This is a genomic window from Paenibacillus sp. FW126-R14 (assembly GCF_058789495.1).
In genome coordinates, this window is the sequence record NZ_JBYTBS010000039.1 from 1 (window position 1) to 26,008 (window position 26,008).

Here is a 26,008-nt window from a genome sequence, read left to right on the forward strand (position 1 = left end):
TGAAGTGGCTAAACACGGCAGACTGTAAATCTGCTCTCTCCGAGTTCGGTGGTTCGAATCCATCAGCCTCCATTTCCCTAAGAGCCATTAGCTCAGTTGGTAGAGCACCTGACTTTTAATCAGGGTGTCGTAGGTTCGAGTCCTACATGGCTCACTTTTATAAGCAAACACAGAAGACCACGAGGGTCTTTTTTTGTTTTAAAGGAAATTTCTCCAGTTATTCCTATTAACTTAGCTCATCTGTACTGATTAGCAGGAAAAACTCCCGCTAAATTGTTTTCTAAACGCTATATCAGGTCAGTTAGCCTCAATAAGAGGAGAATGTCCTGCTAATAAATTGATTGCACTAAAAAAAGAGCAATTAGCGGTAGTTTTTTCCCTGCATTCATCTCGCGCGGCCAAATACACAAAAAAAGCATCCCAAGTTTGGGATGCTTTTTTATTTTAACTTCTCAGCGACCGACTGCATTTTCTGAGTCATCGATGCGGCTTTGTCGCGGCGATCGTCAATTTTGATAGAGGTAGAGACGCGCTGTGCACCATTGGTGAAAGGAACTTCATGCACGGCACGAATAACTTCAAAAATCCGGTCTAGGGAGCCTTCTAGAATGGTGCCCATGGGGGTCATTTCAAAGGTGATATCTGTGTGTTTTTCCAGTTCCTTATGTAAATCTGCAACATAGCCGCTAAGGCTGGTCGTTGCCGTCCCAATGGGGATGATAGTAAATTCCGCGATAGCCATGGATGTGACGGTTCTCCTTTTCTCCTAAAGTCCCTGAGCGCACGTGGCGCAGCATGGAAGCAGATTCGCTCTCATCCATTTTAATTGAGTTAGCATCAGTAACGCAATCCTAAAGGAGAGTTTCTAGCGAGCACTCCGCCAGCTGCGCCTGCCCCAATAGCTTCTATCGCACCTCTTCACGGCGTTTTCACGGCCTCCCAAGGATCAAGTATCCCCGGGGTTGCACGAACATAGCCACGGGGATAGGCCGGACCGCCATAACCGATTTCGGACCATACCAAAGGATGAGAATAATAGGCTTCAACACTGAGCGTAAGGAGTTTTTGAAACAAGGCTTTTTGTGGGATGCCGTCCCAATTCGCAGTAGGAGGATAGCTGCCGCTGCTGATTTGGAGCATGATTTGACGCTGCGATTGCTCATCCAGATGGATGAAAGGTTTACTGCTGGCGATCCAGCCGGTCTCATCAATGCCTTTGAGCCCTTGACGCAGGAGGGTGCGAATAGGGGGAACGGTGACGTTGCGCTGCGCCTCGCCTTTGTTCTCAGCAAGGACTTTATCGATATGACACAGGACGTATTGAATAACGTCTCCCCGGTGATCATCCATTAGCAGCCCGCACCAAGCTCGCAGGGTTTCAGCTTCAACAAGCGTAAGATACTGATATCCATTTTCGCGCAATAAGCGGGCGTTTACGATGTCCCGTGTGTGGGCGTCCCATTCCTTTTGCTCATCCATAACGTTATAAGTCGGATAATGGCTATGAGTTGTCATTGTCAATCAACCTCCATAAATGGCGTATGTCCACCCTTGTACAATTATTTCCAAAAAAACGAAGTTTATGAGCGGGCTAATCTTTCGTAAATTTTCCACCCCACCTTTATGCAGCTTAGATGCAGGAGGGTTCTTTCCCATTAGGCTAGTGACATATGGTACAATAGAGAGATAGAGATAGAAGAAGCTAGGAGCAGGGAGCGAGGCAGATGGATTGGGAGCGCATAAAAGAGCGTTTGGAAGCGGTTTTACAGACACCTATGCACATCGGTTTGATATCTGAAGCAGATTGGACGCACTTGTCCGAAGAACAAGCTGAACATCCGGCAAGCTTTTGCCGAAGTATTGAGCGTGGCCAAGATGTATTGTTTTATTTAGCTAAGGAACACAAAGATATTCGGGTTCTGCAGATAGCTGGAGCAATGCTGACGGCTTCTGAGCGCAAACTCGTAGAGATGACCGTCGAATCCAAGCAAGCGCAGGAGAAGAAGCAAAGAGGCGCGTTTCTGTCTGAAGACGAAAGAAAAGCGCATCAGTTAAGGGATTGGCTGCTGCTGCAGATGGAACGCGGATCCACTTATGCGGAGCTTCCGGATGCGCTTGCTTCGCAATCCTCTCTCTATTCAACGAAGATTCCGCTGCTCTTATACGGGGATTACTCCCAAAATCAAAGCGTTTCCTACGCTGATCTGAAGAAGTTGTTGGAATCTTTCTTTGAATCGGAGATCATTCTGATTCCTTTGCTGGACAAAGAATGGCTCATTCTGGCGCCGGAAGGCTTGCTAACGAGCGGCAGCGAAGAGCGCGAGGGCGACGAAGAAGAAAGTGTCGAACAAATTCTGGATGCCCTTGGCTCAGGCCTGTATGAAATGCTTGCCAATGAATGGGTCGGAGAGTGTCATCTCGCGATCGATTATCCGGTGAAACCCGCGAAATCACTGTTTGCGACCATTCTCAAACTGCGGGAAACGATCATGCTGGGCCGTTCTTTTCATGTCGGAAGCTTCATTCATCTTCGATGGGAGCTTCGTTTGGAAAAGCTGCTGCATCTCATCGGGGAAGAGGAGAAGGCTGAATTCCTGGAGCAGGTGCTGCGCGGCACCGACCATGCGCTCGATGCGGAGACGGTGACGACGCTTGAACACTTTTTCTCCTTGGACTGCAATGTGAGTGAAACGGCTAAGAAGCTATACATTCACAGGAACACGCTGTTGTACCGGCTGGACAAGTTCAAAAATGAGACCGGATTGGATGTCCGAACGTTCAATCATGCGGTTTTAGTCAGACTTGCTCTATTATTGTACAAAGTAACGAAAAGAAAGTGATTTTTTTGTAGGTATTGTGCATAGTCAGTCCGGCATTCGTGGGGTAAGATGAGTATAGTCAAAAGTTGATGAACAAGTAATGTACATCGATAAACCGTAGGGGGAATGAACACATGGCAGGCGTACGTTTAAATCATATCGTAAAAAAATATTCTGGTGCAGAAGAATCCACGGTTAAGGATTTCCATCTTGAAATTGAAGATAAAGAGTTCGTCGTATTGGTTGGAGCATCCGGTTGCGGAAAATCCACAACTCTTCGTATGATCGCAGGATTAGAGGAAATCACTGAAGGTGAACTTTACATCGGAGACCGCCTTGTAAATGATGTTGCTCCTAAAGATCGCGATATCGCGATGGTTTTCCAATCCTATGCCCTTTATCCGCACATGACTGTTTATCAAAACATGGCGTTCGGTTTGAAACTTCGTAAATTCAAAAAAGCAGATATCGATGCTCGCGTTCGCGAAGCAGCGAAAATCTTGGATATCGTTCACTTGCTGGACCGCAAGCCTAAAGCTCTTTCCGGTGGTCAACGTCAACGTGTTGCCTTGGGCCGTGCGATTGTTCGTGAGCCGCAAGTATTCTTAATGGATGAGCCGCTTTCCAACTTGGATGCGAAACTTCGCGTACAAATGCGTGCGGAAATCACAAAATTGACTAAACGTCTTGGTGTTACAACGATCTACGTAACGCATGACCAAATCGAAGCAATGACAATGGGCGATCGCATCGTTGTTATGGATAAAGGTATTATTCAACAAGCTGCTACACCTGAAGAAATCTACAACTTCCCAGTGAACATCTTCGTTGCGGGCTTCATCGGATCCCCATCCATGAACTTCATGACAGGTTCATTGACACAAGAAGGAAGCGGAATTTTCTTCAAAGCAGGTTCCGTTAACGTTGAAGTACCAGCTGGCAAAGCACAAGTATTGAAAGATAAAGGCTACGTTGGCAAAGAAGTGATTCTGGGAGTTCGTCCGGAAGATATCCACGAAGAGCCAGTATTCTTGGAAGCATCCCCGAACACAGTATTCAACGTAAACGTTGAGTTGACTGAGAACTTGGGTCACGAAATGTACTTGTACCTGAACGGTATCGGCTCCAACACCGTTATCGCTCGTGTAGACGGCCGTTCCGGAATCAAAGAAGGCACAAACGTGAAATTGGCTTTGGATATGAACAAAGTTCATTTCTTCGATAAAGAATCCACATTGTCCATCTTAGCTAAATAAGTTGGATCAGAAAAGCCAGCCGATAACGGCTGGCTTTTTTCTGTTCACAGGGGAAAGAGGAAGTTCGCAAACACTTTAGTTGATTTCGGTATCGTATTCCATTACGATGAAACTATTGGAAAGAAATGAAGATGAGCAGATGAAGCAGGTTTTGCTCAGGCAAAACGCAGAGGAGATAGGACGATGGCCAAAAAGGTGAAGGTTTCCGAATTAGTGGAACAACTCCATATGGAGGTTCTTGCAGGTGAATCTGGACTTAAACGTGCGATAACAACCGGAGATTTGTACCGTCCGGGTCTCGAAATGGCGGGATATTTCAATTATCACCCGAGAGAACGTATCCAAATGCTAGGGAAGACGGAAGTCACCTTCATGGAAATGTTAACGACAGGCGTTCGCCGGAATCGCGTAGAGCAGCTGTGCGCCCCCGAAGAAACACCTTGCATCATTGTGACAAGAGGGCTGGATGTTCCGGTCGAACTGTTGGAGGAAGCAACGAAGCGAGATCTTCCGGTGCTGCGCAGTCAGATGTCGACGACCATTTTTGCAAGCCGTCTAACCGGGTTTCTGGAAAATAAATTAGCGCCAAGCACAACGATTCATGGTGTACTCGTCGACGTATACGGCATCGGCATGCTGATTACAGGAAGCAGCGGCATCGGGAAAAGTGAAACGGCTCTTGAGCTTGTAAAAAGAGGACATCGCCTCATTGCCGATGACGCGGTGGAAATTCGTCAAAACGGCGATAAAGTGCTGACCGGGAATGCACCGGAGCTGATTCGTCATTTGCTGGAAATTCGCGGTGTAGGTATCATCAATGTGATGACCTTATTCGGCGCCGGCGCCGTGCGCAATGTGAAGAAGATTTCCGTTGTGGTGAAATTGGAAAATTGGCAGCAAGACAAGCAGTATGATCGTCTAGGTTTAGATGAGGAGCTGACGCGAATCATCGACACGGATCTGCCGCTTGTAACAATCCCTGTACGGCCAGGCCGAAATTTAGCGGTTATTGTTGAAGTGGCTGCGATGAACTATCGCTTGAAGCGGATGGGCTATAACGCGGCGCTTCAGTTTACGAATAAATTGACGGAATCGCTGAACGAAGACTACGAAGACTTTGATTGAGTCCCTGGTGTCGCAATAGCTTACATTTGAAGGAGTGAAACTATGTTAGAAAGTGTTGCATTTTCCCTTGGACCGATCCATGTCCGCTGGTATGGCATTATTTTAGGTACAGCAGCATTAGTCGGGTTGTTATTGGCTATTCAAGAAGGGAAACGATTCAAGCTTATTCCTGATTTTTTCATGGATTTATTGCTGATCGGCGTGCCTTCGGCGATTATCGGGGCAAGATTATACTATGTTGCCTTCCAATGGTCGGATTATAAGAACAATTTAGCTGAGATCTTCATGATTTGGCATGGCGGGATCGCCATCTACGGAGCGTTAATCGGGGCCATTATCGGCGTGTTCTTCTACGTCAGAGCCAAAGGCTACAATTTCTTGCGGATTGCCGATATTTGCGCGCCGGGTTTGATTGTAGGTCAAGCTATCGGCCGCTGGGGCAACTTCATGAATCAGGAAGCGCACGGAGGTCCTGTTTCGGAATCGTTCCTGAGAGATACACTGCATTTGCCGAATTTCATCGTGAATCAAATGAATATTCAGGGCACGTTCTATCATCCGGCGTTTCTTTATGAATCGTTATGGAACCTTGTAGGCTTATGCATACTCCTGTGGCTTCGCCGCAGACCTTTCCTCCGGACCGGGGAGCTGTTCTTCAGCTACTTCATTTGGTACTCCATCGGTCGTTTCTTCATCGAGGGAATCCGTACGGATAGTCTGGATTTCACAGGCCCGTCATGGCTGGCTTCTCTAATGAATACGCTTTGGTCTCCAATGACCATTGTTTTTGAGCCGGGTGTGATGACCTATGGCGGAAACATTAGATTTTCGCAGCTATTAGCGTTCCTGCTTGTGATTGCCATGATCATCGTCATTATCGTCAGACGGAAAAAAGGGTATGCCGACGTTCGCTATGCGGATCCCATTGTTTCTTCCAAAAAGCTAGAGAAAAACAAAGTAGTGAAAGATCAAGAGCAACAGGATAAAGGAGCAGATTATGATTCAAACCGTACTGTTTGACCTGGATGGCACGATTGTCGATACGAATGAGTTGATCGTGCAATCTTTTTTGCATAGCTTGGAAGGCGAAACGCCAGAGCCTTTGAGCCGGGAGCTGATTATCCCGAATATGGGGCGTCCGCTCGTCGAGCAAATGGAGTTTTTTACAGGCAAAAAAGAAGTTGAAGAGCTGATCAAGAAATATAGAACGTTTAATTTATCGAAGCATGATGAGCTGGTTAAAGAGTTCCCTAATGTTCGAGTCGTTATGGAGAAATTATACGAAAACGGCATTAAAATCGGCATCGTGACCAGCAAAATCAGACAAACGACGCTAATGGGTCTGAAGCTGTGCGGACTTGACAAGTATGTGAGCACAATCGTCACCGTTGAAGACGTCAAAGAAGCGAAACCGCATCCGGAAGGGATACTCGCTGCGCTTCAAGTACTGGGAGGTACGCCCGATCAAGCCGTGATGGTAGGAGACAGCCATTACGACATTGAAGCCGCGAAAAATGCGGGTGTTACCTCAGTCGGCGTGACATGGTCATGGAAAGGACGTTCTTATTTGGAGGGGTACAATCCGGATCATCTGATTGACGATATGTTGGACCTGCTGCCTATCGTGGGTCTCACGTCGGATGTGGATGCCCGTTGAGAAAAACGGATAGGTACCCGGTTGAGGGACCTAATGCCCTATGGCAAATTTATCATACCGTCAGCAAATGGAAGGCGATCCGCAATTTCGTTTTCATTCAGATTACGCGGTACTCGCCTTCGCTGCGGATGAAAAACTGGATCTACCGGCATATCCTCGGGATGAAGGTGGGGGAGCACACCGCTTTTGCCTTGATGGTGATGGTGGATGTGTTTTTTCCAGAGAGGATTCATATTGGGAATAATACGATTATCGGGTATAACACGACGATACTGGCCCATGAATATTTGACCAAAGAATACAGACTTGGGGATGTTCATATCGGGTCCCATGTGATGGTCGGGGCGAACACCACCATTCTTCCGGGTGTAACGATTGGAGACTATGCCATCATTGGCGCAGGATCCGTGGTACACAAGGATGTGGCCCCGCATAGCTTCGTTGCCGGGAACCCGCTGCAAACGATACGTCAATTGCAAAATGAGAAATGAGGAAGGAGAGTTGTGCGCTGAAGAGCTGTGCAGCTCTCTTTTTTGCTTTTATATACATTTGTAAATTTTGGGAAAAAGGGAAAGAGGCAATTGACGGTACTAAGGTTCCATGATAAAATATCCGTACATTCTTTATTTTGGTAGTATGGTAGCACGTTAACGTACTAAAGCAAGCAAAAAGAGAAATCAGAACTGAATTCCTAGATGTTGAGGTGAGACGGTGTCAAAGCCAAAAGTATTTGAAAAGCCGTTAGGGGTCAAGGATTATTTACCTGAGGCGGTTACGAAACTGCGCAATATAGAATACCGTGTACTGGCTTGTATGGAACGCTGGGGATACAACCAGATTCTTACACCCACACTTGAATATTACGATACCGTTGGGGTGGCAAGCTCCACAGAAGATAAGAAGCTCTTTAAATTGCTTGACCGCAAGGGGAAGACATTAGTTCTGCGCTCCGAATTGACGGCGCCGATTGCGCGTGTAGCTTCCTCATTGTTGAAGGAACATGCGTTCCCACTTCGTTTATCCTATCACTCGAACGTTTTCCGTGCCATTGAAGAGGAAGCGGGGCGGGACTCGGAATTTTTCCAAACCGGTGTAGAGCTTATCGGTGACGCTACATCGGAAGCGGATGCAGAGGTTGTAGCCTTAGCGATTGCTTCCCTGCAAGCTGCTGGCGTGGGCACATTCAAAATTGCGCTCGGCCATGTCGGCTTCCTGAACGGTCTGTTCCAGGAAACGCTGGAAGGACGCAGCGATGCGCAGCAGAACCTGAAGGAGCATTTGCTCGGCCGCGATTATGTCGGATACCGTGATGCGATTAAGTCGTTGGCGCTTACGCCGGAAGTAGAGCGGGAGCTTATCGGTGTGTTAAGACTTAGAGGCGGAGACGAAATCTGCGAGCAGGCCAAATTGGTGTCTAAGCACCCGATCGCGCAGGATGCGATCCGGCATTTATGCGAAGTGTGGGATGTGTTGAAAGCCTACGGAGTAAGCGAGCATGTCGTGATTGATTTAACGATGATTGGAGATTTCTCTTACTATACAGGCATGACGTTTGAAGGATATGCGGCGGATCTGGGCTTCCCTGTTTGCAGTGGCGGCAGATATGACAATTTGCTGAGTCAGTTCGGGCGTCCTGCGCCGGCGACGGGTTTTGCATTGAAGACGAACCGCATTCTTGAAGTAACCGGGGAAGATGTTGTCGCAGCGCCAAGGCGCATTCTGATTGCTTACGATGCCGAGCACCGTGAAGAAGCGCTTCAATTGGCGAAATCAAAGCGGGCCGGCGAGGATGCGGCTGTGATTATTACGCAGTTGGTGAGCGAGCCGGAGAACTGGTCGAAAGCGCTGGCGGCGAAAACGACGGATGGCGACTACGAAGTTTGCGGCACGAAGTATCAGGATGTTATTACGTTGTTGGCTTAATAAAGCATACACAATGCGGAGAGGCGGGGCACTGCAATGCACTGCTGAAGTCCTCTCCCGTTGATTGGAAGGTAGGTTGGAACGGTGGATGAAATTCTTAAAGTAGCGATGCCGAAAGGCCGTATTTATAAACAGGCAGCGAAGCTTTTTCATAAAGCGGGGCTGCCGATTCCGGAAGACTTGGAAGAAGGACGCCGTTTAATTATTCCGGTGCCTGAAGCGAGAATGGAGTTCATTTTGGCCAAACCCGTGGATGTTCCGACGTACGTCGAATACGGCGTTGCGGATATCGGGGTTGTCGGCAAGGATGTGCTGATGGAGGAAAATCGTAACGTTTACGAGCTGCTTGACCTGGGCATCGCACGCTGCCGCATGTCGGTGATCGGACTGCCGGACTGGAAGCAAGTGATCAATCCCCGGGTAGCGACGAAGTATCCGAATGTGGCGTCACAGTATTTCCGCGAGCAAGGGCAGCAGGTGGAGGTCATTAAGCTGAACGGCTCCATCGAATTAGCGCCGCTAATCGGTCTTGCTGACCGCATCGTCGACATGGTAGAAACGGGTCAAACGCTCAAGGAGAACGGACTTGTGGAGCAAGAGGAGATTTTTCAAATTACGAGCCGCTTAATTGCGAATCGGGTTAGCTACCGGATGAAGAACGAGTCCATTCAGCGGTTGTGCGATATGCTGCAGGCAGTGCTTCCTGCGTTCACGAAGGTTTAGATAGAGAGGAAGATGGATATGCGGATACTACCCGCCTCGGAATTTGAATTGAAGCGAGAGGTCGAATACGGATCGCCCGAGCAAAATGAGACCGTCCGCCGCATCATCGAAGAAGTGCGGCAGGACGGCGACGCCGCGCTGCGGCGCATGGCGCAGCAGTTCGACCGCGTCGAAGTCGCTGAGCTTCGCGTCAGCGACGAAGAGATTCAGGCGGCGTACGCGCAAGTCGACGCCGGGTTTCTGGCGGCGCTGCGCCAAGCCGCCGCTAATATTCGTGCGTTTCATGAGAAGCAGAAACGCACGTCGTGGATGGACCTGCAGCCGGACGGCAGCCTGCTGGGCCAAATCATCCGACCGCTGAAGCGGGTCGGATTGTACGTGCCCGGAGGGAAGGCGGCGTACCCGTCCTCCGTGCTTATGAACGCCATCCCCGCGATTGTGGCGGGGGTGCCGGAGATTGCGATGGTGACGCCTCCGGCCACCGCAGGGGAAGAGGGCATCAACCCGCATATCCTCGTGGCGGCAGCCGAAGCGGGTGTGAAAGAGATTTACCGCGTTGGCGGAGCGCAAGCGGTAGCGGCACTGGCCTACGGGACGGAGTCGATCCAACCGGTCGACAAAATCGTCGGCCCGGGCAACATCTACGTTGCGCTGGCGAAGCGCTTCGTGTTCGGCGTCGTCGATATCGACATGATCGCCGGGCCGACAGACATCGTGGTGCTGGCGGACGAACACGCCGATCCCGAGTACGTAGCGGCTGATTTGCTGGCGCAAGCCGAGCACGATGAGATGTCACCGGCGATTCTGGTGACACCGTCGCAAGAGCTCGCCGAGTCGGTGCGGCTCGAGCTGTGGCGGCAGCTGGATGTGCTGCCGAAGAAAGCGATCGCGGCGGTGTCCACCGCGACCAAAGGGGCGATCCTCCTCGTAGATAGCCTGGACGAAGGCGTTGACGTAGTCAACCGCTTGGCGCCGGAGCATTGCGAGCTGTTGGTGCAAGAGCCATTCAACCTGCTGCCGCGCATTGAGAATGCAGGTGCTATTTTCTTGGGCGCGTACAGCACGGAGCCTGTCGGCGATTATTTTGCCGGCCCTAACCATGTGCTGCCGACGAACGGAACGGCCCGTTTCTCATCGCCGCTGAATGTGGACGATTTTCTGAAAAAATCAAGCGTTATTCACTATAGCAAGGAAGCGCTCCTCGCGAACGGAGATATGATTATGACTTTGGCCCGGAATGAAGGGCTGGAAGGTCACGCGAGAGCGGTGGAAGTACGACTGAAGAAGGAAGGGAAGTTGAAGTAATGGCTGAACAGGATAATGGGAGGGTTCGCTCGGCGAGTGTAGCCCGCAAAACGAATGAGACTGACATTAAACTTTCGTTCCAAGTGGACGGAACCGGGATTTCCGAGATCCAGACGGATGTTCCTTTCTTGAATCATATGCTCGATTTGTTCACGAAGCATGGGCACTTCGATTTGAAAGTGGATGCGAAAGGCGATATCGAAATTGACGACCATCATACGGTTGAAGATATCGGGATTTGCTTAGGTCAGACGCTGCGCGAGGCGCTCGGCGACAAAAGAGGCATCAAACGCTATGCGAGCGTATTCGTACCGATGGATGAGGCGCTTGCGCAGGTCGTCATTGATATCAGCAACCGGCCGCATTTTGAATACCGTGCACAGTATCCTACCGCTAACGTGGGAAGCTTTGAGACGCAGCTTGTTCACGAATTCTTATGGAAGCTGGCGCTGGAAGCCCGCATCACGCTTCATGTCATCGTGCATTACGGGCAAAACACGCATCACATGATTGAAGCGGTGTTTAAAGCGTTAGGCCGTGCGATAGATGAAGCAACATCGATTGATCCTCGCGTGCAGGGGGTTCCTTCGACGAAGGGAGTGCTGTAGGAATGATCGCAATTATTGATTATGGCATGGGGAACTTGCACAGCGTCAGCAAGGCGGTAGAGCGCCTTGGCTATGAAGCTGTGGTGACCGGCGATGCCGAGCAGATTCTTGCCGCAGAAGGAGCGATCCTGCCAGGCGTGGGCGCTTTCGGCGATGCGATGGAGCAGCTGCGCGAGTCGGGGCTGGGCGATGTGGTGACGCGGTACGCGGCGACCGGCAAGCCGCTGCTCGGCATTTGCCTCGGCATGCAGCTGCTGTTCGCTTCCAGCGAGGAGCATGGAAATCATGAAGGGCTAGGCCTTCTGCCCGGTTCGGTTGTGCGCTTTCGCGGCGACTATAAGGTGCCGCATATGGGGTGGAACAAGCTGAGCTACAAGCAAAGCGCGAGTCCGATTTTCCAAGGGATTGAAGAAGGGCACGTGTACTTCGTACACTCTTACCACGCCAAGCCTGAACGCGAGAGCGACCTGCTGGCGGTGACGGATTATTACCAGCCGGTGACGGCAATTGTCGGCAGAGACAACGTATACGGCATGCAGTTTCACCCCGAGAAGAGCGGCGATATCGGCATGCAGCTGTTGAAAAACTTCTTGGCGATGTGCCAGGAGTAGGCGGGGAAATAGCAGTTTTGCAATAAAACAATCCATGGCTAGGCTCTTAAGTTAAGAAGGAGGTGCCAACATGTTAGCCAAAAGAATTATCCCTTGCCTCGACGTCAAGGACGGCCGGGTGGTCAAGGGCGTTAATTTCGTGAATTTGCGCGATGCTGGCGACCCGGTGGAGTTAGCGGCGATTTATGATAAAGAAGGCGCGGATGAACTTGTGTTTCTCGATATTTCGGCCTCCGTCGAAGGACGCGCAACGATGGTGGAGGTTGTCCGTCAAACGGCAGGAGAGATCACGATTCCCTTCACGGTAGGAGGAGGCATCTCCAGCGTGGACGATATGAAGCGGCTGCTGCGCGCCGGAGCGGATAAGATCGGCATCAACACGGCTGCGGTTCGCAATCCTCAACTTGTGTCCGACGGGGCGCGGAAGTTCGGCTCCCAGTGTATCGTCGTAGCCATTGACGCGAAGTTCAACGCGGAATGGGGCGAGTGGGAAGTGTTCACGCACGGCGGGCGTAACGCCACGGGCATTAGAACGCTGGAGTGGGCGAAGCGCATGGAAGAGCTTGGCGCAGGCGAAATCCTGCTGACCAGTATGGACGCGGACGGCACGAAAGACGGGTTCGACCTGAAGCTGACGCGCGCTGTTTCCGAGCTGCTCACGATTCCTGTGATAGCATCCGGCGGAGCGGGCAAAACGGAGCATTTCTACGATGTATTTACCGAAGGCAAAGCCGACGCAGGGCTGGCGGCTACGATTTTTCACTATAAAGAACTATCGATTCAAGGGGTCAAGGCTGAACTGAAAGGTAAAGGGGTTGAAATCCGATGACATTTTCACTGGAACAAATCAAATATGACGCGCACGGACTTGTACCTGCCATTGTGCAGGACGCCGTCAGCAAAGAAGTGCTTATGCTGGCTTATATGAACAGCGAGTCTTTGGAGCGTACGATTCAAACAGGTGCCACTTGGTTCTGGAGCCGTTCCCGCGGGGAGCTTTGGAATAAAGGGGCAACTTCCGGTCACACGCAAAAGGTCAAATCGCTTCGCTACGACTGTGACGCGGATACGCTGCTTGTTCTTGTAGAGCAAGAGGGTCCTGCTTGCCACAACGGCACTTATACATGCTTCACGGAAACCATTCCGGTTGAAGGCGCAGCGCAAGAAGAAGCGGAGACGGCGGTCTCCGGAGACCGTTTTGCCATTCTGGGCGAGCTGGAAGCGGTCATCGCATCGCGCGACGCGGAACGTCCGGAAGGCGCGTATACGACTTACCTTTTTGAAAAAGGCGTCGATAAGATTCTCAAAAAAGTAGGCGAAGAAACCGCTGAAGTCATTATTGCTGCCAAAAATAAAGATAACGACGAGCTTCGCTATGAAGCGAGCGATCTTATTTTTCACTTAATGGTCCTTTTACGCAATAATAAATTGCCATTGGATGATATTATGAAAGAGCTTGCGAACCGGCATGTCAAAAAAAAAATAAAACGACCTGGAGTGAATTCACGATGTTGATTGATTATCATACACATCATGTGCGCTGCGGTCATGCCTCCGGGGAACTGGAGGAGTACGTCAAACGCGGCATCGAGATCGGGCTCACGCAATTAGGGCTGTCTGATCATATGCCGCTTTTGCATGTGGATCCGCAAACGTATTGGCCTGAGATGGCGATGCCGATGGAGGAATTGCCGCGCTATGTCGAAGAATGTTTGTTTTTGAAAGAAAAGTATAAGGATCAAATTGATATTCGCGTCGGTCTTGAGGGCGATTATATTGAAGGGCATGAGGCGGAGATCGAAGCGATCATCAAGGCGTATCCGTGGGATTATGTGATTGGCTCCGTTCATTTTCTGGGCGAGTGGGACATCTCGGATTTCCGGCAGATTGCAGGCTGGGAAGGCAAGGATATTTATGAGGTTTATACCCAATACTACGAGGCAGTGAAGAAAGCGGCCCGTACCGGATTCTATGACTATATCGGCCATATCGATATGATTAAGCGGTTTGGTTATGTACCGGAGCGCGACACATGGGAGCTAGAGAAAGAGGCGCTTGATACGGTGAAAGCGTGCGGGCTTGCGATTGAGCTGAACGCTTCGGGGCTTCGCCATCCGTGCAAAGAGATGTTCCCGAGCCGCCGCATGCTGGAGTACTGCCATAAGGTGGGAATTCCCGTAACGCTTGGTTCGGATGCCCATCAGCCCGAAAGGCTGGCCCAATTTTTGGATGAAGCAAGATCGCTGCTCAAAATGATTGGATTTAACGAAATAGCCACATTTCATGCACGAAATCGACATCTTGTCACTTTTTAAATTCGACAGCTTTCATGTATAATGAGTAGGGCGTGAACAATTTATTTAATGAACCTTCGGAGGTAACCATTAACCATGCATAGCGACAATGTTAAAATTTTTTCCGGATCTTCGAATCCGAAGCTTGCGGAACGTATTTGTAAAGAGCTCGGCCAGCCGCTTGGACAAATCAAATTATCCCGTTTTAAAAGCGGAGAAATTTACTGCCTTTACGAAGAAACTATTCGTAACTGTGACGTATTCCTGGTACAAACCTTTTCCCATCCGATTAATGAACATATGATGGAACTCTTGGTCATGATGGATGCGGCAAAAAGAGCTTCTGCAAGAACGATCAACCTTGTCATCCCTTACTATGGTTACTCTCGTCAAGAACGCAAAGCTGCTCCCCGCGAGCCAATTTCTGCTAAATTAGTAGCCGACTTGTTCAGTGCGGCAGGGGCCAACCGTGTTGTGACGATTGACCTGCATGCACCGGCGATTCAAGGCTTCTTCAATATCCCGGTGGATCACCTGACGGCACTTGACGTCATCAGTGATAGCATCAAAAAGAAAAATCTGTTTAACCCGATCATCGTTTCTCCGGATGCAGGCCGTGCGACGACTGCCGAGAAAATGGCTAACATTCTGGATGCTCCGTTCGCGATGATGATCAAGAAGCGCCCTGAGCACAATGAGGCTGTCATTACTCACGTTATCGGCGACGTTGCAGGACGCACGCCGATCATTATTGAGGATCTGATCGATACCGGAACGACGATTGTGAACGTTGTAGAAGGCTTGAAGGAAAGAGGAGCGCTTGACGTTTATATTTGTGCGACGCATCCTGTCTTCTCCGGACCTGCTCTGCAGCGCTTGGATCACCCGAACATCAAAGAGGTTATCATCACGGACTCCATTGCGATTCCGGAAGGCCATTCCGATAAGTTCAACGTACTTTCAGTCGCTCCATTATTGTCGGATGCGATCCGCATTATTAATGACGGCGGCTCCTTGTCCTCCCTGTTTAAATACGGCGGCGTTTAAGCCGAATAGACAGACCAGATCTTACCTTCGGATTATGTTTTTGGCTTCCAGGCGATCTATGGTATAATTTGAGTGTAATCAAATTGCCGGAGGTGTCTTGCTATGGAAAAGATTAAGCGTGTGTCCGAAGCGCCAAAACCTAAAGTAATCTCAATAAACATGGATGCCGCATTCTTTTTCGAGAGAGCGGTTCAATCTTTGGATCGGTTTCATTATGATAAGGCATTGAAATATTTCCGGCGGGCTGCAGAGTATGAGCAGGATAACCCTGTGAATCACTGCAACCTCGCGGGAGTTCTCTCCGAAATGGGCAATTATGACGAGTCGAACCAAATTTTGCAGCATATCCTTGATACGATCGATCCCGAGATGACGGAATGTCACTTTTATATGGCAAACAACTACGCCAATATGGAAAATTTCGAGCAGGCAGAACAAGCATTGGTTCGGTATTTGGAGACTGATCCTACAGGACAGTTTATGGACGAATCCGAAGAAATGATGGAAATGCTAAGCTACGAGCTTGAACGGCCCGCCCCTCTCACTAGCATTAAGAGTCGAGAAGGGCTCTTCGAGCATGATAAAGCCCGCGCCCTTCTGGAAGAAGGGAAATTTGCCGAGGCCGTGAGGCAGTTGGAGAATTTGGTGAAGAATCAGCCTGATTTCACTGCGGCACGGAATAATTTGGCTCTTGCTTATTACTATATGGGTCAATTCGAGAAGGCGATGGAAACGATTCGCGCGGTGCTCGAAATCGATGCCGGGAATTTGCATGCGCTGTGCAATATGGCTATTTTCCATCAGCATTTCGGTAATAAGAAAGAGCTGGCCGAACTGACCGAGCTCTTGTGCAAAACGTATCCGTTTCAGCAGGATCATGTATTCAAGCTTGCCACAACGATGGGGATTCTTTCTCAGCACGAGAAGGCATACCATCTGTTCAAGCGACTGCTGAAGGCGGGGGATGGTACGACAGATCCTTGCTTGTATCATTATGCAGCGGTAGCCGCTTGTCATATCGGCCGTTTCGATGAAGCTTACCGGTACTGGAAGCAGACGCAGAAGCTGGATCCCGGCGCGGAAATCTCCAAGTTTTACTTGGAGCAGCTGCGCACGCGGGAGAAAGCCGAGGGCCCGTTAACATGGAGCTACCACTACCATTTGCCCTTTGAAGAGCAGTTCCGGGCGTTGGAGAAATCCGCGCAGGGCATTCCCGACCAATTGAAGAAAGACCCGCTCGTACGGTCCTCTTTCTTCTGGGCGCTGCGCCACGGCGATATCGAGACGAAGCTGCAGGTCATTCAGGCTTTCGGTCTGATTGCCGACGGTGAAGTGAGAGAGGCTCTGCAGGACTTCATTCTGGATCGCCATGAAGACGACTATTTGAAGAAAGTGGCCATTTTCGTGCTTCGCAGCATGGGAATCCGCGAAGCCATTCCGGCCTTTCTCGAAAACGAAGAGATTATGGTCGAGGCTTCTCCATACTCGCCTCATCTGCCCGTTTGGGACGCGAAATGGCAGAGTGTGATGGAAACGGCGCTTTCTCATATGCATAAGCGCTACGATATGGTGCAACAGTATGATTTAGAAATACTATGGGTTGAGTTTCTGACGAAGATGTATCCGACCGTACCCAAAATTCAGAAATCGGAAGGTTGGGCAGCGGCGTTGGAATACTTGATCGCAAAAATGCATCGCCGCGCGATCTCTTATCAGGAGGTTTCTGCGCGCTATGGCGTGACGGTTTCTACCGTCAGCCGCAACGTGAAACTCATTGATGATACTTGCGGCTTGCGCGAGAAGATGGAAGCCATTTTCAACAAATTTACGAGCATTTGACAGCTAGGGTTTTGCCGTGTCGCAAGACCCGGCTTTCATACATATATGCATGTTACTAAGAGATAGCTTTCCGAGTGGAGAGCACCTAGGAGGGAAACCGAATGTACAAATCAGTCGTCGTAGGAACAGGACCATCCGGTCTAACAGCAGCTATTTACCTAGCTCGTGCTAACCTAAGCCCGCTCGTCATCGAAGGGCCGGAGCCAGGCGGTCAATTGACCACTACCACCGAAGTAGAGAATTTCCCAGGTTTCCCTGAAGGGATCATGGGCCCTGAGTTAATGGAAAATATGCGCAAGCAAGCAGAACGCTTTGGCGCTGAATTCAAGACGGGTTGGGTCAACTCCGTTGAATTGACTAATCGTCCATTCAAGCTGCAAGTCGAAGGTCTGGGTGAGATTGAGACAGAAACGCTGATTATCTCCACAGGTGCTTCCGCCAAGCTGCTTGGCATCGGCAATGAGAAAGAAAATATCGGACGCGGCGTAAGCACTTGCGCAACGTGTGACGGTTTCTTTTTCCGCGGCAAAAAGATTATCGTTGTCGGCGGCGGAGATTCCGCCATGGAAGAGGCGAACTTCTTGACTCGCTTCGCTTCCGAGGTACGTCTGGTTCACCGTCGCGATGAGCTTCGCGCCTCCAAAATTATGCAGGACCGCGCGCGCGGCAACGAAAAAGTGAAATGGTCCTTGAACAATACGCCGCTTGAGGTCGTTTCCGGCGAGAAGGGCGTTAGCGGCCTGAAAGTGAAAAACAATGCCACCGGCGAAGAAGAAATTATCGAGACGGACGGCATTTTCGTAGCCATCGGCCATACGCCGAATACGAAGTTCTTAGGCGGACAAATTGATACGGATGAGCAAGGCTACATTATTGTGAAGCCGGGCACGACAGAGACGAATATTCCCGGCGTTTTCGCTTGCGGCGACGTTCAGGATACGAAGTATCGCCAAGCGATCACGGCAGCGGGAAGCGGATGCGCAGCAGCCTTGGAAGCTGAGAAATTCCTTGAAGGCCATATCGTACACGATTGGAGCCAATCGCTTTAAAAGGATACAGCAAACGTGGAAGGCTATGCTTTCCACGTTTTCTCGTTTCTTCGGGGAAATAGTTGAATCTTGACCTGTTTACAGGGTTGTCTTATAGTTTAAACAGGAGCGTATGCCCGAAAATTTTAATGATTATTCATGAGGTGACCTTGCAATGTCAAATCAGATTTATATCGGTGTAGATTTAGGCGGTACGAATATCAAAGTCGGTATCTGCGACGAGCAGGGAAAGCTGCTGCAAACGTTAGAAGGTCCAACAGGCGCGGAGAACGGCGCTGAAGCAGTCATAGAACGGATTGCGCAGCAAGTACGCCAAATTGTCGAAGAATCCCCGTTCGAGTGGGAGCAGGTGGCAGGGATTGGCGCAGGTTTAGCCGGATTCATGGATATTCCGGAAGGATTCGTTAAATTCTCTCCAAATTTGCAATGGCATAATGTCCCTGCGAAGAAAATGCTAGAAACGATGCTGGGCAAAACCGTGAAGATCGACAACGATGCCAATGTGGCTGCGTTAGGCGAAGCATGGGCAGGAGCGGGAGCAGGCATTCCGAATGTAGTCTGCTATACGCTTGGAACCGGTGTTGGCGGCGGTATTATTATTAACGGTAAAATTTATCAAGGCTCTGCAGGGATGGCTGGCGAGCTTGGACATATGTCCGTCGTGCCTGATATCGAAGCGATTCAGTGCGGATGCGGACAAATGGGCTGCCTTGAGACGGTATCCTCCGCAACGGGTATCGTTCGTATGGCCAAAGAAGCGGTGGAACGCGGTGAGCGTACATCCTTAGCGCTTCATGAGAAAATTGAAGCCAAGCATGTATTCGATGCAGCGAAAAGCGGCGATGAAGTGTCCCTTCGCATCGTAAACCGCGCTGCCTACTATCTTGGACGCTCCATGGCGGCGATGGCCGTTATCGTTAACCCGAAACGTTTCATCATCGGCGGCGGCGTATCCAAGGCAGGGGAAATTTTGTTCCAGCCTATTCGCGAGACTTTCAAGAAATATACACCTGAGACAGCCGGCGAGGGCGTTGAAATTGTTGCCGCAACACTCGGTAATGACGCTGGTGTCGTAGGCGCTGCCGGATTGAACTTACGTTAGTCAGACAAGTACAGGTTCGCATGGCTGACGGTAGGACCCTCGGCCTGCGAAAGCACTCCAAAGGAAGGTGTCATTCATGGAAGAGAACAACCCTTTAGCGAAACTGGTCATTATTACGGGAATGTCGGGTGCCGGAAAGACAATTGCGGTGCAGAGCCTTGAGGATCTCGGATTTTTCTGCGTCGATAATTTACCGCCTGTGCTCATTCCTAAATTCGCTGAGTTGATCGTACAGTCGATGGGGAAAATCGGCAAAGTCGCACTGGTGATTGATTTGCGGGGGCGTGAATTTTTCACTGCACTTCAGGAGTCGCTTCGTTATATCCATGAGAATTACACACTTAGCTATGAAATTCTTTTCTTAGATGCTACCGATGCGACACTTGTTCAACGTTACAAAGAAAGCCGCCGCCGTCATCCGCTTGCTCCGGAGGGAGCTCCGCTTGAAGGCATCGGGCTTGAGCGCAAGCTGCTTGAAGAGCTGAAAGGCCTTGCTACACAGGTTATCGACACCAGCACGCTAAAGCCGGTGCAGCTCAAAGAAAGAATTATTTCCCGGTTTACCAATTTGGAAACCAACCGCATATCTATAAATGTAATCTCCTTCGGATTTAAGTATGGTGTACCTATTGATGCTGATTTAATCTTCGATGTTCGCTTCTTGCCGAATCCCCATTATGTGGAGCAGCTTCGCCCGCAGACAGGTCAAGACCCCGATGTGTACGACTATGTGATGAAATGGACCGAGACGCAGGAGTTTCTGACCAAGCTGCTCGATATGCTGAATTTCTTAATGCCACAGTACAAGAAGGAAGGTAAAAGTCAGGTTGTCGTAGGGATCGGCTGCACAGGAGGCAAGCATCGTTCCGTAGCGATTACCGAGTATCTCGGTAAAGTGCTTGGAAACAGCGAAACGGAAGCTGTGCGTCTGAGCCATCGGGATGCCGAGCGGGACCGCGTATAAGTGTGTCTAACGATTAAGAGGGTGAATGAAGGATGAAATATGAAAAATCACAGCGCACTCCCAGAATCGTCGTGATCGGCGGCGGCACAGGCCTTTCGGTTATGCTTAGAGGTTTGAAAGAAAAGCCGGTGGATATTACAGCTATCGTGACGGTAGCTGACGATGGAGGCAGCTCCGGCATTCTTCGCAATGAAATGCAGATGCCGCCTCCGGGCGATATTCGCAACGTGCTTACCTCGCTGGCTGATGTGGAGCCGCTGCTGTCATTAATGCTGCAGTATCGATTTCAGGTGGGAACAGGTTTAGCCGGACATAGTCTGGGAAATCTAATATTAGCGGCCCTCACTGATATTACCGGTGATTTCGTTACGGCAGTGCAAGAGATGAATCGGGTGTTTGCGGTCCGCGGCCGGGTGATACCGGCGTCAAACCAGGCTATCGTGTTGAAAGCGATTATGGAAGATGGTACCTTAGTCATAGGGGAATCCAAGATTCCCAAAGCCGAGGGACGCATCAAGCGAGTGTTCCTGGAACCCGCTAACGTGACGCCTCTTGCGGATGCCGTTCAAGCGATCCGCGATGCGGATGCCATTCTTTGCGGTCCCGGCAGTTTGTATACCAGCTTGCTGCCCAATCTGCTTGTTCCCGGTATTGCCGAAGAGATTGTCAAATCGAAGGCTGTCAAGCTCTTCATTTGCAACGTCATGACGCAGCCGGGGGAAACGGACGACTATTCGGTCAGTGATCATCTCGACGCGATTTATGATCACCTCAAAGAGCATCTGTTTGACTATGTCATCGTGAACAATGGTGAAATACCGCCGCAAGTTCAGGCGAGATATGCCGAAAAAGGGGCGAAGGCAGTTCACCTGGATCTGGATGAAGTCACGAAAAGAGGGTATCAGGTTATTGCTGACCGGCTCGTGCTGTTCCGCACGTACCTTCGTCATGATGCCGAGAAATTGAGTGACCATATTTATCAGCTCGTCGAAAGCTGGATGTTAAGGAAGAAGTGAGTCTCATGTCCTTTGCGGCAACAACCAAAAAAGAATTGACCTTAATAACGGAAGCGGAAGCGTGTTGTGAAAAAGCGGAACTGTCTGCTTTGATTCGCATGAACGGATCGGTACAGTTAACGAACCAACGCGTTGTTCTCGATATTTCCACCGAGAACGCCGCTATCGCCAGACGTATATACTCGCTCATCAAGAAGACGTACAAACTGCACACAGAGTTGCTTGTGCGCAAGAAAATGCGTCTCAAGAAGAACAACGTATATATCGTTAGAGTACCCGGTCAAGTGCAGGAGCTGCTCAGCGATCTGAAAATTGTTTCTGAAGGGTTTATATTTACGACAGGAATCAACAAAGAGATCATTAAGGGCAACTGCTGCAAACGCGCTTATCTCCGCGGCGCCTTCATGGCTGGCGGATCGGTGAACAATCCCGAGGGTTCTTCCTATCATCTGGAAATTGCCTCGATTTATGAGGAGCATTGCAAGGCATTGGCGCATCTGGCCAACAAATTCGACTTGAATGCCCGCTTTATCGAACGCAAAAAAGGGTTTGTTCTGTACATTAAAGAAGGCGAGAAGATCATTGAGTTTCTCAGCATCATTGGGGCTCATCAAGCGCTTCTGCGCTTTGAGGATGTCCGGATTATGAAGGATATGCGGAACTCGGTGAATCGGATTGTCAATTGCGAAACAGCGAATTTAAACAAGACGATCGGTGCCGCGGTCAGGCAGATCGAGAACATCCGTCTTCTGCAGAGAGAAGTCGGACTCGATAATTTGCCTGAGAAGCTGAGAGAGGTTGCCGAAATCAGACTTCAGCATCCTGATCTGAATCTGAAGGAAGTTGGCGATATGCTCAAGGGCAACGTCAGCAAATCCGGCGTCAACCATCGTCTGCGAAAAATTGACGAATTGGCCGAAAAACAGCGAAATTCCTAGCTTTATAGGGATGGAACACTATGTAAATAAGTTTTTCTCATTTTTTCTAGTGTACTTCAGGGAAAAATGCTATAATGTTATAACATAAGGAATAGCACTGTTATCAGTAGTAATTCATATAAGCTCCACACTAGGGGGAATTAGTTCCATGTCCAGACGTCCAGTCGTTGTGAAGTTGAGAACAGGACTTCATGCCAGACCTGCGGCATTGTTTGTTCAAGAGGCGAATAAGTTTTCATCAGAGATCTTTGTTGAGAAAGATGAAAAGAAAGTGAATGCTAAGAGCATCATGGGAATTATGAGTCTTGCGATCAGCACAGGGACCGAAGTCTTCATAAGTGCAGAAGGTTCGGATGCCGAGCAGGCTGTAAACGCTTTAGTCACTTTAGTCAGCAAGGAAGAATTGGAAAACCAATAATCCTTCAAAAGCTTCCTTTCGAGGAGGCTTTTTTGCAAGTGACCGCTGCTTGAGCAGCGAGAGCGAATAAGTGTCAAACTTGTTAACTTTTAGGGGAATTAGCAACCTTTTTCTCTTAGCTACGTCTAATGAACGTGGTTATTGAAGGAAAGGGCTATTTGCCATTCCCTCAATTGTGCAAACTAAGGTTAAAGGAGCCAGGGAGAGAATGAAATGGAATGCTTTAAAGAAAGAAATCACTGTCATGCTTGCTGTGCTAGTGTTTCTGGCCAGCGCAATAACGGCACCGGCAGCGCATGCGGTATCGACAAGCTCGTCCTTAATTTTACTTTATATCGATAAGTCAGAAGCTTTCGTGAATAAGGATCAAGTTCATTTGGACGCGCCATCTACGATTATTAACGGGAGCACTTTCGTTCCGGCCAAATTCCTGGGGGACACGTTGGGTTTCAAGGTGGAGTGGAATGACGATTCCCGCACTATTCAAATGACACCTCCAGGCTATAATATCGTGCTGGATGCCGATCATAAGGTTGTAACGACCAATGGCGAGGATACGCCGTTCAACTCGGTTGCTGCGATTGTGAACGGAAAGCTGCTGGTGAAGCTGACGTGGCTTGCGGATTACATGGGGGCGAAGTACACCTACAACAGTGAATTGCGCCGCGTGGAAATCGTCCACTTTAAGGCGCCAGAGGGCATCTACATCGATCAAGAGGGCAATTCCCGACCTGTAGCCAAGTTTACAACGGCGAAGCCTACATACCGTCTTGGAGAGCCTGTGAAGTATATCGACCTAAGTTATGACCCTGATGCGGAAGGCATTGCGTCCTACAATTGGGTAGGCAAGGAGGAAGTCTTCTTTAAGCCGGGGACATATCCGGTTACTTTGACGGTGAAGGATCGCCACGGGCATGAAAGCAAATTGTTCAAAAGCTATGTGACCGTCGTGAATGAATCGTATTTAACGCAAGTCGAATACCCGATTTATACGACACCGGTTGGCAGTTTCATTAAGTCGAATTGGTCAACGATTTGGAACAATTTCAATGAGCTGCCGCTGCTTCCGAGGAAAGTGACAGAAGTGCCTGGACGCACGCTGCTGGTGAGCGATAGTCCGGAAGAGTTTACAGAGAAAGGCATTCTGTATCAGGATAACATCAATGGTAAAGCTCGTTTGTATGCCGACCATATCAACGGGACCAAGCAAAAAATGACGATGGCGATTTTCGCCACGAACAACACAGATAAACCGGTAACGATCAAAACAACGAATAAAGGCGAGGTTTATCCTTCCGTTTACGCCAATTTGATTGGCAGCGAAGCTTCCGTAGATTTTCTTCTGAACAATGTGTACTCGGAAGAAATGACAGTTCCTCCGCATGAGTCCTATGTGTATGCGAAGCTTCCGGACTTCTATCCGGGGCAGGGCGTCAACTTGTTCTATGACGTAGAAACGAACGGCGAGCTGCAAATGTCTTTCGCAGTAACGGATCAAAAGCTGACCTCTACAACGGTGAAAGAGCTTCCGCTTCTGGCTTTCAACGGTCATGTGCGCGGGACGTTCCCGGTATCGGAGATCAAGTGGGATATCGATGCCTCAAGCTTTAGCAAGACTTCCGTGCTGACCATTGGCGACAACAAAACCGATCCGTTCGTCAAAGGCTATGATGTGGTACGGAAGCAGAACGTGGAGAACGGCGGGAATTACGGCGTCGTGTATAAAATCCATGCGGATAAGCCGCGCAAAATGGCGGTTATGATTATGGCCAAAGGCGGCGTGTTCAAAGGGCCGTTCAAAATTAACGGCGAAATCATTCCGGTTCCGTATTCCGGCGTAATTACAGCCTTCGACGGCATGGAAGTGCTGGCTCGTACGACAGGCACGGAGGACGCGCTGGACATCGAGTTCACGCCTCCGGCGGGCTCGGCGTTCCCGATTGACTTGATTTTCTATCCGTTGGATGAGAAAAAGTAACAGATGATAAGAGCTTTGGAGACCCTTATGTGCGAAATCGGAAGATTTTCGGGCTGACAGGAGTCTTCGAGGCTCTTATTCATTGGCAGAGGTCTGATGTCTGAGCGGCAGCATTCACAGAAACATTCACCGAAGCAACCGCCGATTCTAATGGACACCATCGCCCTTATATCGGCAAATTCGGAGCTATTTCAGATTAATCGGACTTTACAGCTGTTATTTGCCGTTTACCCAGTCGATTCCTACTTGGAATCGGTGAATAGCGGCTTTGGTGTCCGTTTGAATTTCAACTCCCGCAATTCAAAGAATAACGACTGCTGAGTCCGACAGCTGGACAAACGGGGCCGATTACGTCGGCAAGACTTGGCACTTGGCAGCGGGGATAGCCCTCTGAATGCAAAAAAACCAGCCGCTAGGCCGCTCGTAGAGCAGTCCATGCAGGCTGGTTTTTTTTCGATGATTAGACGCGCTCGATCACTTTATCGATGAGTCCGTATTCGGCAGCTTCGGCAGCGCTCATGAAATTGTCGCGGTCGGTATCCTTTTCGATGCGCTCGAACGTTTGTCCAGTGCGCTCAGCAAGGATTTTGTTCAAGTTATCTCTCATTTTCAAAATGCGCTTCGCGCGAATTTCGATATCGGAGGCTTGACCTTCCGCACCGCCAAGCGGTTGGTGGATCATGACTTCGCTGTTCGGAAGCGCGTAGCGCTTGCCTTTGGCGCCTGCCGTCAAGAGGAATGCGCCCATGGAAGCGGCCATGCCCACGCAAATCGTGGAAACGTCCGGCTTGATGAACTGCATCGTGTCGTAGATCGCCATACCGGCTGTAATGGAACCGCCGGGGCTGTTAATGTATAGCGAGATATCTTTATCAGGATCTTGTGCGGCCAAGAAAAGTAGCTGAGCAATGATGGAGTTCGCGACAACATCGTTGACACCCGTGCCTAAGAAAATAATGCGGTCCTTCAGCAAGCGAGAGTAGATGTCATATCCTCTTTCACCGCGCGCGTCCTGTTCGACGACCATTGGGATAAAACTCATGAGAATGACCTCCTTGGGGTGGGTAGATGGTTTATTTACAGTATCTACAAGTATGATAACGAAAAAACCTCCGAAGGTCAAGAAAGGTCAAACTAACAACAAAAAAAATCAGTCGGATGACTGATTTCTCTTGCCTTCATGCTATTTACGCGCCCGAAAGGAATCGAACCTTTATCTCAGGCTTCGGAGGCCTACGTCATATCCATTGGACCACGGGCGCATGTCTTAAAAAAGCGAAGCAAGGGTTATTATATGTCACCTACGCATAAAAAGCAAGACTTAAACCCATACTGT

At 49.6% G+C, this 26,008-nt stretch carries 26 protein-coding genes and 2 tRNA genes; 24 read left to right on the forward strand and 4 right to left on the reverse strand.

Annotated elements, in window-relative coordinates; all coding sequences use genetic code 11:
* The first annotated feature begins 81 nt into the window (after positions 1–81).
* A tRNA-Lys gene (locus AC3WRW_RS21880) sits at positions 82–154 on the forward strand.
* 285 nt (positions 155–439) lie between these two features.
* Here AC3WRW_RS21880 and AC3WRW_RS21885 read toward each other — a convergent pair.
* A complete protein-coding gene (locus tag AC3WRW_RS21885) occupies positions 440–742 on the reverse strand; it encodes an MTH1187 family thiamine-binding protein (protein ID WP_492548421.1) in 303 nt (100 codons plus the stop codon).
* Positions 743–918: 176 nt separating this feature from the next.
* Complete coding sequence (locus AC3WRW_RS21890; protein ID WP_492548422.1) at positions 919–1,515, reverse strand: gluconate 2-dehydrogenase subunit 3 family protein; 597 nt, start codon at positions 1,513–1,515, stop codon at positions 919–921.
* A 209-nt stretch (positions 1,516–1,724) separates the two neighbouring features.
* Between AC3WRW_RS21890 and AC3WRW_RS21895 the strand changes: the two genes are divergently transcribed.
* The 23 genes from AC3WRW_RS21895 to AC3WRW_RS22005 all read left to right on the forward strand — a co-directional run bounded on the left by AC3WRW_RS21895 (position 1,725) and on the right by AC3WRW_RS22005 (position 24,672).
* Complete coding sequence (locus AC3WRW_RS21895) at positions 1,725–2,840, forward strand: PucR family transcriptional regulator (protein ID WP_492548423.1); 1,116 nt, start codon at positions 1,725–1,727, stop codon at positions 2,838–2,840.
* A 113-nt stretch (positions 2,841–2,953) separates the two neighbouring features.
* A complete protein-coding gene (locus AC3WRW_RS21900) occupies positions 2,954–4,075 on the forward strand; it encodes an ABC transporter ATP-binding protein (RefSeq protein ID WP_171684780.1) in 1,122 nt (373 codons plus the stop codon).
* Between the two features lie 183 nt (positions 4,076–4,258).
* Entirely contained in the window at positions 4,259–5,200 is a 942-nt protein-coding gene (gene hprK / locus AC3WRW_RS21905) for an HPr(Ser) kinase/phosphatase (RefSeq protein WP_171684779.1), read from the forward strand.
* Positions 5,201–5,242: 42 nt separating this feature from the next.
* Positions 5,243–6,220 (forward strand): prolipoprotein diacylglyceryl transferase, encoded by a 978-nt coding sequence (lgt, locus tag AC3WRW_RS21910; protein ID WP_492548424.1) that lies wholly within the window; start codon positions 5,243–5,245, stop codon positions 6,218–6,220.
* A complete protein-coding gene (ppaX, locus tag AC3WRW_RS21915; RefSeq protein ID WP_492548425.1) occupies positions 6,198–6,857 on the forward strand; it encodes a pyrophosphatase PpaX in 660 nt (219 codons plus the stop codon). Before lgt ends, ppaX begins: the two co-directional genes overlap by 23 nt.
* Complete coding sequence (locus AC3WRW_RS21920) at positions 6,854–7,348, forward strand: acyltransferase (RefSeq protein WP_492548426.1); 495 nt, start codon at positions 6,854–6,856, stop codon at positions 7,346–7,348. Before ppaX ends, AC3WRW_RS21920 begins: the two co-directional genes overlap by 4 nt.
* Positions 7,349–7,568: 220 nt before the next feature.
* Positions 7,569–8,780, forward strand: coding sequence for an ATP phosphoribosyltransferase regulatory subunit (locus tag AC3WRW_RS21925; protein ID WP_492548427.1), 1,212 nt, complete (start codon positions 7,569–7,571; stop codon positions 8,778–8,780).
* 84 nt (positions 8,781–8,864) lie between these two features.
* Positions 8,865–9,503, forward strand: a complete 639-nt coding sequence (hisG, locus tag AC3WRW_RS21930; protein ID WP_171684774.1) for an ATP phosphoribosyltransferase — start codon at positions 8,865–8,867, stop codon at positions 9,501–9,503.
* An 18-nt stretch (positions 9,504–9,521) separates the two neighbouring features.
* Entirely contained in the window at positions 9,522–10,808 is a 1,287-nt protein-coding gene (gene hisD / locus AC3WRW_RS21935; RefSeq protein ID WP_492548428.1) for a histidinol dehydrogenase, read from the forward strand.
* On the forward strand, positions 10,808–11,416 hold the full coding sequence (hisB, locus tag AC3WRW_RS21940; protein ID WP_492548429.1) for an imidazoleglycerol-phosphate dehydratase HisB: 609 nt from the start codon (positions 10,808–10,810) through the stop codon (positions 11,414–11,416). Before hisD ends, hisB begins: the two co-directional genes overlap by 1 nt.
* A gap of 2 nt (positions 11,417–11,418) precedes the next feature.
* Positions 11,419–12,027: an imidazole glycerol phosphate synthase subunit HisH gene (gene hisH, locus AC3WRW_RS21945; RefSeq protein ID WP_492548430.1), complete on the forward strand. Its 609-nt coding sequence runs from the start codon at positions 11,419–11,421 to the stop codon at positions 12,025–12,027.
* Between the two features lie 70 nt (positions 12,028–12,097).
* Complete coding sequence (gene hisF, locus AC3WRW_RS21950) at positions 12,098–12,856, forward strand: imidazole glycerol phosphate synthase subunit HisF (protein WP_171684771.1); 759 nt, start codon at positions 12,098–12,100, stop codon at positions 12,854–12,856.
* Positions 12,853–13,542 (forward strand): bifunctional phosphoribosyl-AMP cyclohydrolase/phosphoribosyl-ATP diphosphatase HisIE, encoded by a 690-nt coding sequence (gene hisIE / locus AC3WRW_RS21955; protein ID WP_492548431.1) that lies wholly within the window; start codon positions 12,853–12,855, stop codon positions 13,540–13,542. Before hisF ends, hisIE begins: the two co-directional genes overlap by 4 nt.
* Positions 13,536–14,342: a histidinol-phosphatase HisJ gene (gene hisJ / locus AC3WRW_RS21960; RefSeq protein ID WP_492548432.1), complete on the forward strand. Its 807-nt coding sequence runs from the start codon at positions 13,536–13,538 to the stop codon at positions 14,340–14,342. The genes hisIE and hisJ overlap by 7 nt, the downstream gene beginning before the upstream one ends.
* 75 nt (positions 14,343–14,417) lie before the next feature.
* The gene (locus tag AC3WRW_RS21965; protein ID WP_171684768.1) at positions 14,418–15,368 is read left to right on the forward strand and encodes a ribose-phosphate diphosphokinase; all 951 of its coding nucleotides are present in this window, start codon (positions 14,418–14,420) and stop codon (positions 15,366–15,368) included.
* Positions 15,369–15,470: 102 nt separating this feature from the next.
* A complete protein-coding gene (locus AC3WRW_RS21970; RefSeq protein ID WP_492548433.1) occupies positions 15,471–17,207 on the forward strand; it encodes a tetratricopeptide repeat protein in 1,737 nt (578 codons plus the stop codon).
* Positions 17,208–17,308: 101 nt separating this feature from the next.
* On the forward strand, positions 17,309–18,256 hold the full coding sequence (trxB, locus tag AC3WRW_RS21975) for a thioredoxin-disulfide reductase (RefSeq protein WP_492548434.1): 948 nt from the start codon (positions 17,309–17,311) through the stop codon (positions 18,254–18,256).
* A gap of 154 nt (positions 18,257–18,410) precedes the next feature.
* The gene (locus AC3WRW_RS21980) at positions 18,411–19,358 is read left to right on the forward strand and encodes an ROK family glucokinase (protein ID WP_492548435.1); all 948 of its coding nucleotides are present in this window, start codon (positions 18,411–18,413) and stop codon (positions 19,356–19,358) included.
* A gap of 76 nt (positions 19,359–19,434) precedes the next feature.
* Positions 19,435–20,322, forward strand: a complete 888-nt coding sequence (gene rapZ, locus AC3WRW_RS21985; protein WP_492548436.1) for an RNase adapter RapZ — start codon at positions 19,435–19,437, stop codon at positions 20,320–20,322.
* A 32-nt stretch (positions 20,323–20,354) separates the two neighbouring features.
* Positions 20,355–21,338, forward strand: coding sequence for a gluconeogenesis factor YvcK family protein (locus AC3WRW_RS21990; protein ID WP_492548437.1), 984 nt, complete (start codon positions 20,355–20,357; stop codon positions 21,336–21,338).
* Between the two features lie 5 nt (positions 21,339–21,343).
* Positions 21,344–22,276 (forward strand): DNA-binding protein WhiA, encoded by a 933-nt coding sequence (whiA, locus tag AC3WRW_RS21995; protein WP_492548438.1) that lies wholly within the window; start codon positions 21,344–21,346, stop codon positions 22,274–22,276.
* A 148-nt stretch (positions 22,277–22,424) separates the two neighbouring features.
* On the forward strand, positions 22,425–22,694 hold the full coding sequence (locus AC3WRW_RS22000; RefSeq protein ID WP_028555561.1) for an HPr family phosphocarrier protein: 270 nt from the start codon (positions 22,425–22,427) through the stop codon (positions 22,692–22,694).
* Positions 22,695–22,902: 208 nt separating this feature from the next.
* Positions 22,903–24,672 carry a stalk domain-containing protein gene (locus AC3WRW_RS22005; protein ID WP_492548439.1) on the forward strand — a complete coding sequence of 590 codons (1,770 nt, stop codon included), beginning with the start codon at positions 22,903–22,905 and terminating at the stop codon, positions 24,670–24,672.
* Between the two features lie 460 nt (positions 24,673–25,132).
* Here the strand turns inward: AC3WRW_RS22005 and clpP are convergent, their stop codons facing one another.
* Positions 25,133–25,714, reverse strand: a complete 582-nt coding sequence (gene clpP / locus AC3WRW_RS22010; protein ID WP_127457107.1) for an ATP-dependent Clp endopeptidase proteolytic subunit ClpP — start codon at positions 25,712–25,714, stop codon at positions 25,133–25,135.
* Positions 25,715–25,862: 148 nt separating this feature from the next.
* Positions 25,863–25,934 (reverse strand) — tRNA-Arg (locus AC3WRW_RS22015).
* Between the last annotated feature and the right edge of the window lie 74 nt (positions 25,935–26,008).